At 71.3% G+C, this 12488-nt stretch carries 15 protein-coding genes and 1 pseudogene; 5 read left to right on the top strand and 11 right to left on the bottom strand.

From position 1 onward, the window contains the following. Positions 1-31 precede the first annotated feature (31 nt). A complete protein-coding gene (locus STBA_RS39365) occupies positions 32-157 on the bottom strand; it encodes a hypothetical protein (protein WP_290443956.1) in 126 nt (41 codons plus the stop codon). A 146-nt stretch (positions 158-303) separates the two neighbouring features. Here STBA_RS39365 and STBA_RS33280 point away from each other — a divergent pair, with 146 nt between their 5' ends. Beyond that, a complete protein-coding gene (locus STBA_RS33280) occupies positions 304-1209 on the top strand; it encodes an undecaprenyl-diphosphate phosphatase (RefSeq protein WP_077062719.1) in 906 nt (301 codons plus the stop codon). Here STBA_RS33280 and STBA_RS33275 read toward each other — a convergent pair. After that, on the bottom strand, positions 1193-2119 hold the full coding sequence (locus STBA_RS33275) for a Gfo/Idh/MocA family oxidoreductase (RefSeq protein ID WP_077062718.1): 927 nt from the start codon (positions 2117-2119) through the stop codon (positions 1193-1195). The two genes, STBA_RS33280 and STBA_RS33275, sit on opposite strands and share 17 nt — an antisense overlap. Before the next feature lie 86 nt (positions 2120-2205). Beyond that, positions 2206-3168, bottom strand: a complete 963-nt coding sequence (locus tag STBA_RS33270) for a WYL domain-containing protein (protein ID WP_077062717.1) — start codon at positions 3166-3168, stop codon at positions 2206-2208. A gap of 104 nt (positions 3169-3272) precedes the next feature. On the opposite strand from STBA_RS33270, the gene STBA_RS33265 reads away from it, so the two are divergent. Then, positions 3273-3686, top strand: coding sequence for a DUF3224 domain-containing protein (locus tag STBA_RS33265; RefSeq protein WP_077062716.1), 414 nt, complete (start codon positions 3273-3275; stop codon positions 3684-3686). On the opposite strand, the gene ung is transcribed toward STBA_RS33265, so the two are convergent. The 6 genes from ung to STBA_RS33235 form a co-directional block, all read right to left on the bottom strand. Continuing rightward, the gene (ung, locus tag STBA_RS33260) at positions 3653-4360 is read right to left on the bottom strand and encodes a uracil-DNA glycosylase (RefSeq protein WP_077063789.1); all 708 of its coding nucleotides are present in this window, start codon (positions 4358-4360) and stop codon (positions 3653-3655) included. The two genes, STBA_RS33265 and ung, sit on opposite strands and share 34 nt — an antisense overlap. 79 nt (positions 4361-4439) lie before the next feature. Next, on the bottom strand, positions 4440-5186 hold the full coding sequence (locus tag STBA_RS33255; RefSeq protein ID WP_107485156.1) for an SDR family oxidoreductase: 747 nt from the start codon (positions 5184-5186) through the stop codon (positions 4440-4442). A 16-nt stretch (positions 5187-5202) separates the two neighbouring features. Further along, on the bottom strand, positions 5203-5964 hold the full coding sequence (gene fabG, locus STBA_RS33250; RefSeq protein ID WP_077062715.1) for a 3-oxoacyl-ACP reductase FabG: 762 nt from the start codon (positions 5962-5964) through the stop codon (positions 5203-5205). A gap of 83 nt (positions 5965-6047) precedes the next feature. Further along, positions 6048-6464 carry a DUF3037 domain-containing protein gene (locus tag STBA_RS33245; RefSeq protein ID WP_077062714.1) on the bottom strand — a complete coding sequence of 139 codons (417 nt, stop codon included), beginning with the start codon at positions 6462-6464 and terminating at the stop codon, positions 6048-6050. Then, the gene (locus STBA_RS33240; protein ID WP_077062713.1) at positions 6461-7291 is read right to left on the bottom strand and encodes a HipA family kinase; all 831 of its coding nucleotides are present in this window, start codon (positions 7289-7291) and stop codon (positions 6461-6463) included. The genes STBA_RS33245 and STBA_RS33240 overlap by 4 nt, the downstream gene beginning before the upstream one ends. A gap of 529 nt (positions 7292-7820) precedes the next feature. Next, positions 7821-8771, bottom strand: a complete 951-nt coding sequence (locus tag STBA_RS33235; protein ID WP_077062712.1) for an NADP-dependent oxidoreductase — start codon at positions 8769-8771, stop codon at positions 7821-7823. Positions 8772-8852: 81 nt separating this feature from the next. Here STBA_RS33235 and STBA_RS33230 point away from each other — a divergent pair, with 81 nt between their 5' ends. Beyond that, entirely contained in the window at positions 8853-9425 is a 573-nt protein-coding gene (locus STBA_RS33230; protein ID WP_077062711.1) for a TetR/AcrR family transcriptional regulator, read from the top strand. Positions 9426-9451: 26 nt separating this feature from the next. On the opposite strand, the pseudogene STBA_RS39155 reads toward STBA_RS33230, so the two are convergent. Together STBA_RS39155 and STBA_RS33220 are read right to left on the bottom strand one after the other, a co-directional pair. Then, positions 9452-9682 (bottom strand): annotated as a pseudogene (locus STBA_RS39155) (transposase); the annotation flags it as partial. Positions 9683-9872: 190 nt separating this feature from the next. Further along, the gene (locus STBA_RS33220; protein ID WP_077062710.1) at positions 9873-10637 is read right to left on the bottom strand and encodes an SDR family oxidoreductase; all 765 of its coding nucleotides are present in this window, start codon (positions 10635-10637) and stop codon (positions 9873-9875) included. A gap of 84 nt (positions 10638-10721) precedes the next feature. On the opposite strand from STBA_RS33220, the gene STBA_RS33215 reads away from it, so the two are divergent. Continuing rightward, the gene (locus STBA_RS33215) at positions 10722-11069 is read left to right on the top strand and encodes a MerR family transcriptional regulator (RefSeq protein WP_077062709.1); all 348 of its coding nucleotides are present in this window, start codon (positions 10722-10724) and stop codon (positions 11067-11069) included. Positions 11070-11350: 281 nt separating this feature from the next. Next, positions 11351-12412 carry a WD40 repeat domain-containing protein gene (locus STBA_RS33210; protein ID WP_143659602.1) on the top strand — a complete coding sequence of 354 codons (1062 nt, stop codon included), beginning with the start codon at positions 11351-11353 and terminating at the stop codon, positions 12410-12412. Positions 12413-12488 lie beyond the last annotated feature (76 nt).

Genomic DNA, 12488 nt, shown 5'->3' with positions numbered 1-12488 from the left:
CTGCGGGGCCCGCGGAACGATCCGGGAAGGGTCAGCGTCGAGCGCCGTCGGCTGCGGCTGCTGCGCCGACTGCCGGGAAGAACGCGAAGAAGACGGCGGCCTTCGGCGCGTCCGCTGCTGCGGACGGCGCTGCGAGGAAGGCGGCCTGCCGGGTCATGCGGATGATGATGGCGCCTCGTTCGTCCCGCGTCGAATGCTTTTCCCGGGGCCGCGGTTCGAGGCACCCCCTCGTCTGGCTTAGAGTGATCTCGCTTCACGCACGTCACTCGTCTCGACACTCTCCCCTGGGATGCCGCAGAGTCCATGTCTTGGTTCGAATCGCTGATTCTCGGTCTTGTCCAGGGTCTGACGGAGTTCCTGCCGATCTCGTCCAGCGCACATCTCCGGCTCACGGCCGTGGCGTTCGACTGGGAGGACCCCGGCGCGGCCTTCACCGCGGTGACGCAGATCGGCACCGAGCTGGCCGTTCTCATCTACTTCCGCAAGGACATCGTGCGGATCGTCTCGGCCTGGTCACGGTCCCTCGTCGACCGCAGCCTCCGTTCCGATCCCGATGCGCGGATGGGCTGGCTGGTGATCATCGGCTCCATTCCGATCGGCGTACTCGGTCTGACCCTTCAGGACGCCATCGACGGCCCGTTCCGCGACCTGCGGCTGATCGCCGTGAACCTCATCGTCCTCGGCATCATCCTCGGCGTCGCCGACCGGTTCGCGATGCGGGACGCGACGGGCGGCAAGCACCGCGCCGTCAAGCCGCGCAAGGGCCTGGAGGACCTGACTGTCAGGGACGGCCTGCTGTACGGGCTGGCGCAGGCGATGGCGCTGGTCCCCGGCGTGTCCAGGTCGGGGGCCACGATCACCGGCGGCCTGTTCCTCGGCTACCGGCGGGAAGCCGCGGCGCGGTACGCGTTCCTGCTGGCCATCCCGGCGGTGCTGGCCTCCGGCGCCTACGAGCTGACCTCGATCGGCGAGGAGGGCTCGCACGTCTCCTGGGGGCCGACGATCTTCGCGACGGTGGTGGCGTTCTTCGTGGGCTACGCGATCATCGCGTGGTTCATGAGGTGGATCAGCACCCGCAGCTACATGCCGTTCGTCTGGTACCGGATCGTCGTGGGGACGGTGATCCTGGCGCTGGTCTGGTTCGGGGTCATCGAGCCGCACGCCGGTGAGGACGTCGGCACCGGCGAGGAGATCACCTCGGAGCAGTAGCCGGCCGCCCGTCCTGCTCCAGCGCGGCGAGGACGATCTGCTCGCACAGCTCGTGGGTGCGCAGCGCGTCCTGGGCGCTGATCGCGCGCCCCGCGCGCACGGCGTCGAGGAACGTGACGGCGGCCTGCTCGATCCCACGCTGCCGGGGCACGGGCACCCAGTCGCCCCGGCGGCGGATGCTCGGCTGGCCCTTGTGGTCGATGATCTCCGCGAGGTTGCGCACCTCCCGCTTGGCGTCCTGCCCCGATACTTCGACGATCTCCTCGGCCGATCCCGACCTGTGGTTCATCGTGCCGACCGCGGTGAACCCCTCACCGGAGAGCTGGAGCACCACGTGGTGCAGCAGCCCGCCGCCGACCCGGCAGCTGACGGCGACCCGGTCGATGGCGGCGGGCGCGAGGAAACGCAGCGTGTCGACGACGTGGATGAAGTCGTCGTACACCATGTCCCTGGGGTCCTCCGGCAGCCCGCGGCGATGCTTCTGCATGACGATGAGGTCGCGCGGGTGCTCGACGAGGTGCGCGTAGGCGGGCGCGTGCCTGCGGTTGAACCCCACGGCCAGGCCCACGCCGCGGCGCTCGGCGAGCTCGACGATGCGCTGGGCGTCGCCGAGGTGCCGGGCCAGCGGCTTGTCGACGTAGGTCGGTATGCCCGCGGTGAGCAGCCGCGTGACGAGGTACGGGTGGTCGCCGGTGGGGGCGTGCACGAACGCCGCGTCGGGCCCCGCGGCGATGAGCGAGTCGAGGTCGTCGTGGCGCTGGCCGTCCGGCAGGCGGTAGGTGTCTCCTGTGCGGTCCAGAGTGGCGCGGGTGCGGGTGTGCAGGTGAGGCTGCACACCGGGCTGGGTGGTGAGCACGGGCAGGTATGCCTTGTGGGCGATATCCCCGAGCCCGATCACGCCGACCTTCACTGCGGGGCCTCCTCGGTGATCGCGAATGCGTGGACCGGCAGGATACGCGGCGGCAGTTGCCGCCCGGGCACCGATCCCCGCGCCCGTCACCGGTACCGGCGGGCCAGCTCCCCGACCGCCTCGGCGACCGCGGCACGCAGCGCCGGCGGGCCGAGGACCTCGGCCTCGGTGCCGAGCCGCAGCAGGTCGCCGACGGCCACGGGCACGGACTCCACGGGCAGGACGACCTCCGTCCGGCCGTGCGCGTCCGGCGGCCCGGCCGCGGCGGCCGCCCCGGCGCCCGCCGCGCCGAACAGCATGGGCAGCAGCCGCAGTCCGCGCGGCGTGACGCGCACGGTGGCCTCGTCGCGGTAGCGGCCGGCCTCCAGGCGGCGGGCGGAGGCCGTCCAGTGGCCGGCGAGGTCGAACCCTTCCGGCCTGGCGGGCGCGGGACCCAGCACCTCGGCGGCGAGCAGGCGGGACACGCGATAGGTGCGGACCTGGTCCTCCGCCGCCGCCACCAAGTACCAGATGCCGCCCTTCAGCACGAGGCCGAGCGGGTGCAGCTCGCGCCTGACCTCACCCGCCCAGCGCCGGTAGTGGACCCGCAGCAGCCGGTCCTCCCAGACCGCCGCGGCGGCGGTGGCGAGGAACGGCACCGGGTCGGCGTCCCGGAACCAGGCGGTGGCGTCGAGGTGAAAGCGCTCGGCGACGCGGCCGGCCCGTTCGTTCAGCGCGGCGGGCAGCGCCGCCCGCAGCTTCAGCTGCGCCGTGGCCAGCTCCGCGCCGAGCCCCAGTTCGGCGGCGGCGGACGGCATGCCGGCCAGCGGGAGCGAGCCCGCCTCGCCGCCGGTGAGCCCGGTCAGGCGGGTGCGGTAGCCGTCGGTGAGCCGGTAGCCGCCGTCCGGTCCGCGGTCGGCCCAGACCGGGACGCCCGAGGCGGCCAGCGCCTCGATGTCGCGGTAGACCGTGCGGACGGAGACCTCGAGCTCACGGGCCAGCTGCCCGGCTGTCAGCCGCCCGCGGTTCTGGAGCAGGAGCAGCAGGGTCAGCAGTCGGTCGGCGCGCACTCCCCCATTGTGCCGCGGTACCTGACAGAAGATGTCAGGTAAGGCGGGCAGGGTGGCGGTGTCCGGCGCGGGGAGGGCCCGCGCCACCGGGGAAGGGAGTCACCATGCCGGAGTGCACCGATGGCAGTTTCACCTGCAAGGACTGGCAGGAGTCGGTCGTCGCGGGTGAGGAGGGCGGGGCCCGGCTGGCCCGGGCCACCGTGATCAACGCCTTCACCGGCGTCATCACGGCCGCGGAAACCGCCTGCACGTACAGCATTTCCTACGCGGCGGACGGCACCGGCGCCTTCTCCGGCTTCGAACGCTGCGAGGGCACCGTGGACGGGCGCGAGGGCACCTTCGTGCTGCGGGAGTGGGGCACGTTCGACACGACGGGGACCGTGCACTGCTCCTTGGAGGTACTGCCCGGCTCGGCCGGGGGAGGCCTCGCCGGGCTGCGAGGAACGGGTGCCTACACCGCGTCGCCCGGTGAGACGTCCATCTCCTACACCTTCGACGGCTCCTTCGCGGCGGGCTGAGACCGCTCGCCGAGGTCGGGAACGCGCCAGTCGATCGGAGAGTGGCCCTGAGCGGCGACGGCCTCGTCGATCCGCGTGAAGGGCCGGGTGCCCGCGAACTTCACCGCCGAGAGCGGCGAGGGGTGCGGCCCCTCCACCACGGCGTGCCGCTCGGTGTCGATCAGGCGGAGCTTCTTCCTGGCGTAGCTGCCCCACAGGACGAAGACCGCCGGATCGGGCCGGGCGGCCACGGCACGGATCACCGCGTCCGTGAACTTCTCCCAGCCCTTGCCCTTGTGGGAATTGGGCTCGCCCGCCCGGACGGTGAGCACCGCGTTCAGCAGGAGGACGCCCTGCTCGGCCCACGGCATCAGATACCCGTTGTCCGGGACCGGGTGCCCCAGCTCGGCGTGCATCTCCTTGTAGACATTGCGCAGGGACGGGGGAACGCGCACGCCGGGGCGCACCGAGAAGCACAGCCCGTGCCCCTGGCCCTCCCCGTGGTACGGGTCCTGCCCGAGGACCAGCACCTTCACCCGGGGGAACGGCGTCGCGGCCAGGGCGGCGAACACCTCCTCGCGGGGCGGGTACACCGGGCCGCGGGCCCGCTCCTGCTCGACGAACTCGGTCAGCTCCTTGAAGTAGGGCTTGTCGAGCTCCTCGCCGAGTACGCCCTGCCAGGACTCGGGCAGCATGCCGATCACGTCGTGAACCTCCGGGGTTACGCGATGAGTTGTTGATCAGCAACGTACCCGCAGGCACTGACAGCGGCGGTCAGGCGAGCCCGGCGTTGAGGAAAAGGCCGCCGTCCAGCACCAGGGTCTGCCCGGTCAGCCAGCCCGCGTCCGGCGAGGTGAGGAACGCCGCGGCGCCCGCCACGTCCGACGGCAGGCCGAGCCGGCCCAGCGGGTAGGCCGCCGCCGCCTCCGCCTCGCGGCCCTCGTACAGCGCCGCGGCGAACTTGGTCCTGACCACGGCGGGCGCGATCGCGTTCACCCGCACGCCCGGGGCGAACTCGTGCGCGAGCTGCTCGGTGAGATTGATCAGGGCGGCCTTGCTCACGCCGTAGGCGCCGAGGAACGGCGAGGCGCTGAGCCCGGCGACCGACGATATGTTGACGATGCTGCCGCCGTTCTCGCGCTGCCAGGCGTGCCACGTGCGCCGGGCGAAGCCGAAGGCCGACAGCACGTTGGTCTCGAACACCTTGGCCAGCAGCGCGGCGTCGGCGTCGGCGAGGGGCGCGAGCACCGGATTGCGCCCGGCGTTGTTGACCAGGTGGTCGATGCGGCCCCACGCGTCCATGACCCGTTCGACCACCTCCGCCTGGTGCGCCTCGTCGTGCGCCTTGCCCGCGACGCCCATGGCGCGCTCCGGGCCGAGGGCGGCGACGGCCTCGGCCAGCGGCTCCGCGTTCCGGCCGGTGATGCACACCCGGTCGCCGCGGGCGACGAGGGCGGCGGCGATGCCGTACCCGATCCCGCGGCTCCCGCCGGTGACCACCGCGACCTGTGATGCGTTCATCGAGGAGATCTCCCGTTCAGTCGAGGGGGCCGCCGGCCACGTACAGCACCTGGCCGGAGACGAAGCCGGCCGCCTCGCCCGTGAAGAAGGCGATGGCCCCGGCGACATCCTCCGGCCTGCCGACGCGCCGCACCGGGACGGAGTCCGCGGCGGCCTGCTGGAAGTCCTCGAAGCCCATACCGACCCGGGCGGCGGTCTGCGCGGTCATGTCGGTGACGATGAACCCGGGCGCGACGGCGTTTGCCGTGATGCCGAACTTGCCCAGCTCGATCGCGAGGGTCTTGGTGAAGCCCTGGAGCCCGGCCTTGGCGGCGGAGTAGTTGGCCTGGCCGCGGTTGCCGAGGGCGGAGCTGGAGGAAAGGCTCACGATACGGCCGAACTTGGCCTCGACCATGTGAGCCTGGCAGGCACGGGACATCAGGAACGCGCCGCGCAGGTGCACGTTCATGACGGTGTCCCAGTCCCCCTCGCTCATCTTGAACAGCAGATTGTCCCGCAGCACACCCGCGTTGTTGACGAGGATCTGCGGTGGGCCCAGCTCCTCGGCGACCCGCGACACCGCCGCCCGCACGGCGTCGGCGTCGGAGACGTCGCAGCCGACGGCGAGCGCCCGGCCGCCGGCCGCGGTGATCTCGTCCACCGTGCCCCTGCCCGCCGACTCCTCCAGGTCCACGACGGCGACCGCGCGGCCCTCCGCGGCCAGCCGGCGGGCGGTGGCCGCGCCGATGCCCCGGGCCGCCCCGGTCACGATGGCGACGCGCTGCTCAGGGGTGGACATGTCTGCTTCTCCTCGCCGTCGACGGCCTGGCTACCGACAGGTAACCGGCGTATGGCTGACGCTAGAAAGCGGCGCACGATCTGTCAACGGACCAGCACGCGAAGCAGCCGGTCAAGATCGGCGGGCGGATCGGCGGTGAGCCCGGTGTGCACGGGGCCCGGCTGCACGACGGTGCTCCGCGGGGCGACCAGCCACCGGAACCGGCGGCCCGCGTCGTCCGCGCCCGCCGCCCCCGCCGCGGGACCGCCCAGGCAGACGCACTCCGCCGCGGCCAGCGCCGCCCGCACGCCCACCACGTCGGCGTCCGGGTCGAGCACCCTCAGCCGGTCCTCGTCGAGGTGGATGCGCGCGGCGAGGAAGGAACGCGTCCGGCAGTACAGCACGACCCCGGCGTTGAACGACTCGCCGCGCTCCACGCGCGGCACGACCCGCAGCAGCGCGTACTCGAACACGTCCCGGCCGGTCGTCGCCGCGGGCGTGGCCCGCCCTCCCTCGCTCATCGCGCCGCCTCCGGCTTCCGGTGGGGCCAGGCCGTCAGCCAGCCGGGTGCGTTGGACCCGCGCTCCGGGGTGGGCGGGCCCAGGGTGATGCGCTCGTGGACCGAGGCGGCACGCGCGGCCAGGACCTCGGCGTAGGCGGCGCGCACCTCGTCCGGCCCGCCGAACCCCGGCTCGTCCGCCAGCCATGCCTCCGGCACCTCCGCGAGCACCGCGGCCAGCAGGTCGCCCGTCACCCGCGGCGCCAACTCGGCCGCCGCCGCGGCGACATCCGGGTTGAACGCGGCGAGCACGTGGTCGGAGGCGTCATACGCCCTGGCCGCCGAGGCGCCCGCGGCCTGCCAGTTGTGGTGCCAGATCAGGGCGGCACCGTGGTCGATCAGCCACAGATCGCCGTGCCAGACCAGCAGGTTGGGGTTGCGCCACGAGCGGTCGACATTGTTGACGACAGCGTCGAACCACACGACGCGCCCCGCCTCGGCCGCGCTCACGCGGAAGGCCAGCGGGTCGTAGCCGAGCGAGCCCGGCAGGAAGTCCATGCCCAGATTGAGCCCGGCACTGGCCTTCAGCAGAGCCTGCACCTCCTGGTCGGGCTCGCTCCGCCCGATCACGGGGTCCAGGCTCATGCGCACCAGCTCGGGCACGCGCAGCCCGAGGCGGCGGGCGAGCCCGCCGCAGATCACCTCGGCCACCAGGGACTTGCGGCCCTGCCCCGCCCCGGTGAACTTCATCACATAGGTGCCGAGGTCGTCGGCCTCCACGATGCCCGGCAGCGAGCCACCCTCCCGCAGGGGGGTGACGTAGCGGGTCGCGGACGTTTCACGCAGCATCGTTCCAGGCTATACGCCCCTCCAGCCTTGGAATGCATGGTGGATCGCCGGGCCCTCCGGCGCGGCGACCCACCTTGATCATCTCTGGGGAGTTCCTGGGGAGTTTCGTCCGCCGAGGCCCACCGCCGCCCTCCGACATGAAGTGGGCGGAGTGGTCCAGCACGATGAAGGCATAGGTGTGCCGGAGCACATGGAAGCCGTTCTTGGGCGACGCCGCCCCATTGCCAAGGCTTCGCCCCGGGGCCTGACGAGGGGTGGCCCCGGCCTTCGCCAGAGCAGGCTTCCACGTGTACGTGTCCCGGGTGTTCACGGCGACGGCGTTACTGAAGCGAGTCGTGAGCAGCAAGGAGGACCTGCTCAACTGCTCCGCGCCGGGTTCTCCCCACGGCAACTCCACCGTGACCGGCGGTTAGCACTCCAGTGTGACTTCGCGATCCTGTAGGGAATCCTGGTCGGGAACGGGTACGGTCATCGCCTGATCATCGGGGGTTGTGTGGACTCCTTTCGCCTGACCAGGCCAGCAAGGCGATCACAGGACGAGCATGAGCTTGCCGCCGGGTCGGCGGGACTGGCTGAGCTTGGCCGCTTCCTGGATCTGGTCGAGCGTGTAGGTGCGGGCGACCGGTACGGCCAGGACGCCTTCGCCGGCCAGCCGGGCGAACTCGCCCATCAGGTCGTAGCGGATCTCGGTGGTGATCCGGGCCCCCAGTTCGGCCGCGGCGGCGAAGTCCGAGACGGTGAGGACGCGGTCGGGATCACCGGTCAGATCGATCAGGGTCGGCAGTGAGCCGCCGGCCGGGCTGGCCTGGTCGGCTCGGTCGATCCGGCCGCCCGTCGGGGCCGCGTCCAGGGCACGGTCGACGCGGCCTCCGGCCAGTGCGGTAACGCGTTCGGCCATACCGTCGCCGTAGCCGGTCACCTGGGCGCCGATCTCTCCCAGGGCAGCGGCCCGGGTCGGCCCGGCGGTGGCGATCACCCGAACACCCCGGTGCAGCGCCAAGCGCACCGCCGCCTCACCCACCGTGGCGCCCGCGCCGTGGACGAGCAGCAGCTCACCCGGCTGGACGCCGAGGTCGTCGAGCGCGCGCCACGCCGTCTCGGCCGCCATCGGCAGCGCGGCGGCCTGCTCGGCGGTGACGCCCTCGGGGATGCGCGCCCAGGCCGCCATCAGCGCAAACTCGGCGGCACCGGCCGTCGGGCCGTCGAAGGTGGCCGGGCCGAACACGGGGTCGCCGATCTCCGTGCCGGTGACGCCCTCGCCGAGCGCGTCGACGGTGCCCGCGACCTCGAGGCCGAGCCCGCGCGGCAGCGGCGGCATCCGGTCGGCGAAGAGTCCGTCGACGACCACCCAGTCAGCCGGGGTCAGGCCGCACGCCCGCACGGCTATTCGGATCTGTCCGGGTCCCGGCTCCGGCTTCGGGACGTCGCGGAGCACGATCACCTCCGGGGACCCGAATCTGTCGAACTGAAGAGCCTTCATGACTATCTCCTATGTGATGACAGCATCTGTTGTCATTGATCCTAGCGCGACAACAGCATCTGCTGTCATACGCTGAGGCGTATGCCGAGATGGGAGTCCGACGCACAGGGTCGGCTCGAGCGCGCGGCGCTCGAGCTGTTCGAGACGCAGGGGTACGAGCGCACGTCGGTCGCGCAGATCGCGCGCACCGCCGGTCTGACCGAGCGCTCCTTCTACCGTTACTTCCCCGACAAGCGGGAAGTCCTCTTCGCCGGCCACGAGATCGAGGCGCACCTCGTGGGACAGGTCGAGGCGGCCGACCCGGGCCTCAGGCCACTCGAGGCGCTGCTGACCGCGCTGAGGACCGCCGACGAGGTCTTTCGCTCGCGCGAGTTCCTGCTGCGCCGCGTCAGAGTGATCGCCGCCAGCCCGGCACTGGCCGAGCGCGATTTGATCAAGCTCGCCCACATCGCCGAGGCGCTGGTGCCGGCGCTCGGGCGCCGCGGCGTCCAGCCCGACAAGGCGCGCTTCATCATCGACGTGGCGATGGCGGTCTCCCGGCGCGCCACGTCCCGCTGGCTGGCCGACCCGGACGCAGCCTTCTCCGAGCTCGTCGCCCAGGCCGCCGCCGAGCTGTGCGAAGTGGCCGCGCCGCCAGCTCCGACGGTCCGCTGAGTCGGCCGCAAAGAGGAGCAGCGCCCATCCGCGAGGCAGTCCCCGCCCTGCGCGACCGCCGAGGCCACGTCCAGGAGGACCTTGCCGGGATCGTGGGCTGCCCGCGCCTTGCGCCGGTGTCAGGGCGGCCGACATCGCCTGATCCAGCCCAGTCTGCGGAACGGCTCCACCAGCAGGATGCCGCCCGCCTGCGAGACCATCGCCCGACCGCCGCCCTCGACGCGTACACGAGGGTACGACCCGATACGCTTCCCCACCTGAAAAGCGCCTCAGGCTCATACGCGGACAAGGACCTCGAAAATCCTCATTCTCGCTGGCCAGAGGCGCTTTCCGCTTAGGTGATCACCACTCGGACGCTCTGCTTAGCGAACGCCCGAGGCCGGGCACCCGGTTGCAGCCTCGGCCTTACGGGCCACGGATGCACCTGGTCGAACCGGGACGATCCGATCAGACGATGCCGGCGCGGATCTCGTCGTACAGTCGGGCGGGATCCTCGGCCAGTGACTTCTTGACGTGCGCGCTCCAATCGTCGGAAACCACCTCGGCCACCCCCGCCTCGATCCCGTCCAGGCCGGCACGGACGGCGACGGCGGGATCACCCTTGGGTCCGTCGTAGGCGGCGCTGAAGTCGGTGTCGACGGCTCCCAGGTGCAGCCCCGTCACGAGCGTGCCCTGCTCGGCAAGCTCCGTTCGCACGCCGTTCGTCAACGCCCACTGGGCTGCCTTGGAGGCGTGGTAGCCGTTCGTGCCCGGGTAGGCGTGCCAGGACTGCGCGGACAGTACGTTGAGGATCGCCCCGCCCCCGTTGACCGAGAGCACAGGAGCGAACGCTCGCACGACGGCCAGAGTGCCCCAGAAGTTCGTCTCCATCTCCGCGCGTATGGCTGCCAGGTCGGCGGTGACGAGGTTCGTCCCGTGACTGACCCCGGCATTGTTCACCAGGAGTGTCACGTCACCCGCCGCCGCGGCGGCGGCCCGGACCTCGTCGTCGTCCGTGACGTCCAGCCGCAGTGGCACGACGCCGGGCAGGTCGACCGCCTCAGGATGCCTGGCGGTCGCGTACACACGCGCCGCGCCGCGTTCCAGGAGCTGCCGGGCGAAGTGGCGGCCCAGTCCTCGGTTGGCGCCGGTCACGAGCGCGACCGCGCCCTCGATCAGGAGACCGGGCGCTGGGTGGGCAGGGGTGTTCGGTTCCGTGTTCGGTGTGGCCATGTCGGGTACGCTAATACCTACCGCTGACGTCAGAATCAAGTCCTGCGTCCGGGTTTCGACGAGGGTTCGACGAGAAGGGGAAGCGTGCGCATCGGAGAGGTCGCCCGGCGCTCCGGAGTGAGCGTCCGCGCACTGCGCTACTACGAGGAGCAGGGGCTCCTCACGCCCGGCCGCAGCCCCGGCGGCCACCGCGAGTACGCCGAAGACGCCGTCGACCGGGTCCGCATCTTCCAGCAGCTCTACGCCGCGGGCCTGCCCAGCCGCCGCATCGCCGAACTGCTCCCCTGCATCGACACCGACACCACCACCGACCACCAGTGGGCCATGCTCAACGCCGAACACGCCCGCATCAGCAAACAGATCGACCAGCTCACCACCGTGCTCGCCCGCCTCACCGAGCTCATCGAGGCCGCCGCCGGCCGCCGAGCCTGAGCACGCCGCATCCGACGTTCCGCGGGTCTGCGGCCACGGGCCATCGGGAGTATCCGAACGGAAACCAGCGGTAGCGGCTGACAGGGATCACGGCCCGGCTGTACCGAGGGGGCTGACGCGGTTCTCGTACTCGCGGCGGGCCTTGCGCTGAGCCGGGACGACCGGGGAGTCCCTTGGTGCCGTCGAGTGGCTGGCACCGGGCGAGGAGGCTGCGGTGCATCGAGGGGACGGCGGTGACGCGGAGGGGGGTCTGTCAGACCTCGTTTCTACACTCAGGGCGCATGACTGCACTTGCTCTCTCGAGTCAACTCCCTACCGGGCGCCTCTGGGACCTCGACCTTGTCACCGTCGACGGTCGTCTCCTCGTCGTCTGCGCCGTCGAGCCGTCCGCGTACACCTGGGAGCCGTCCGAGGACCGATGGACGCGGTACCGGCTGGACATGCCGTACCGCCCCGACGACTTCCGCGCGATGATCGGGTACCCCCCGACCAGCAATGACAAGGACGCTGAGCTGTTCACCAGAGTCTGCGCCGCCGTCGTGGACGGTCGGATCGTGGTTGGTGGGGCCGAGTACCGAGAGTCCTTCGCGCAGTGGGATCTGACCAGCGGAGCTGTCCGCGTGCACGCGCGTCTCAGCCACGGCGGTACGGGGAAAGTGGCGACGGTGTGGCTGAACGGGCAACCGTTCTTCATCAGCTGTAGCGACCGTACATACATGTGGAATGCGGCACGTAAAGATACCAACGGTGCCACAGATGTCGAACCAGCTGTTCTCTATGGAAACCGGGACACCGTCGCCGGGATCGCGGCCGGCACGCTGAACGGCCGCCCGGTCGTGATCTTCGGCTCCTACAAAGACAGTGTGGCGGTGTGGGACGTCGACACCCAGAACGTCGTCAGAGAGTTTCCCTGCCCCGTGCCAGTGGCGGACGTCGGTCTGGCGACGGTGGACGGCCTCACCCGGGTGGTGGCGGCCGGCGGGAACCGGGTGATCCTTGGGGACCCCGACACCGGGGTCTGGGAGTGGGAAGGGCCGATCGACGAGGATTCGATCGAGTTTGACGAAGAGTTCGACGAGGAGGACAAAGAGGAGAAGGAGACCGCTATTTCCTGCATGGATGTCAGCGTCGTGGGCGGCCGTCCGGTCGCGGTGACCGGTTCGAAAGACGGTCGGGTGTGCGTGTGGTCGCTGGCGGAGCGCCGCCTCGTCCATGGGCCGTTCGACGAACACCATGGCAGGGAGGTTGTCGGCGTCCGCGTCGCTGATCTGGACGGTCGCACGGTCGCCATCACGGCGGGGCAGGACGGCCGGGTACTCGTGTGGGACCTCGAACAGAGCTGACATCGTGCCCGGTTGCTCCCAGGCGCCGCCGCCCGAGCTGCTGTCGAAACGCTGCTGTGCGACGTGAACAGAGCCA

It is taken from the genome of Streptomyces sp. MP131-18 (assembly GCF_001984575.1).
GTDB lineage: Bacteria > Actinomycetota > Actinomycetes > Streptomycetales > Streptomycetaceae > Streptomyces > Streptomyces johnsoniae.
Note: the sequence above shows the minus strand (reverse complement) of the source record. Positions and strands in the feature narration are given on the sequence as shown.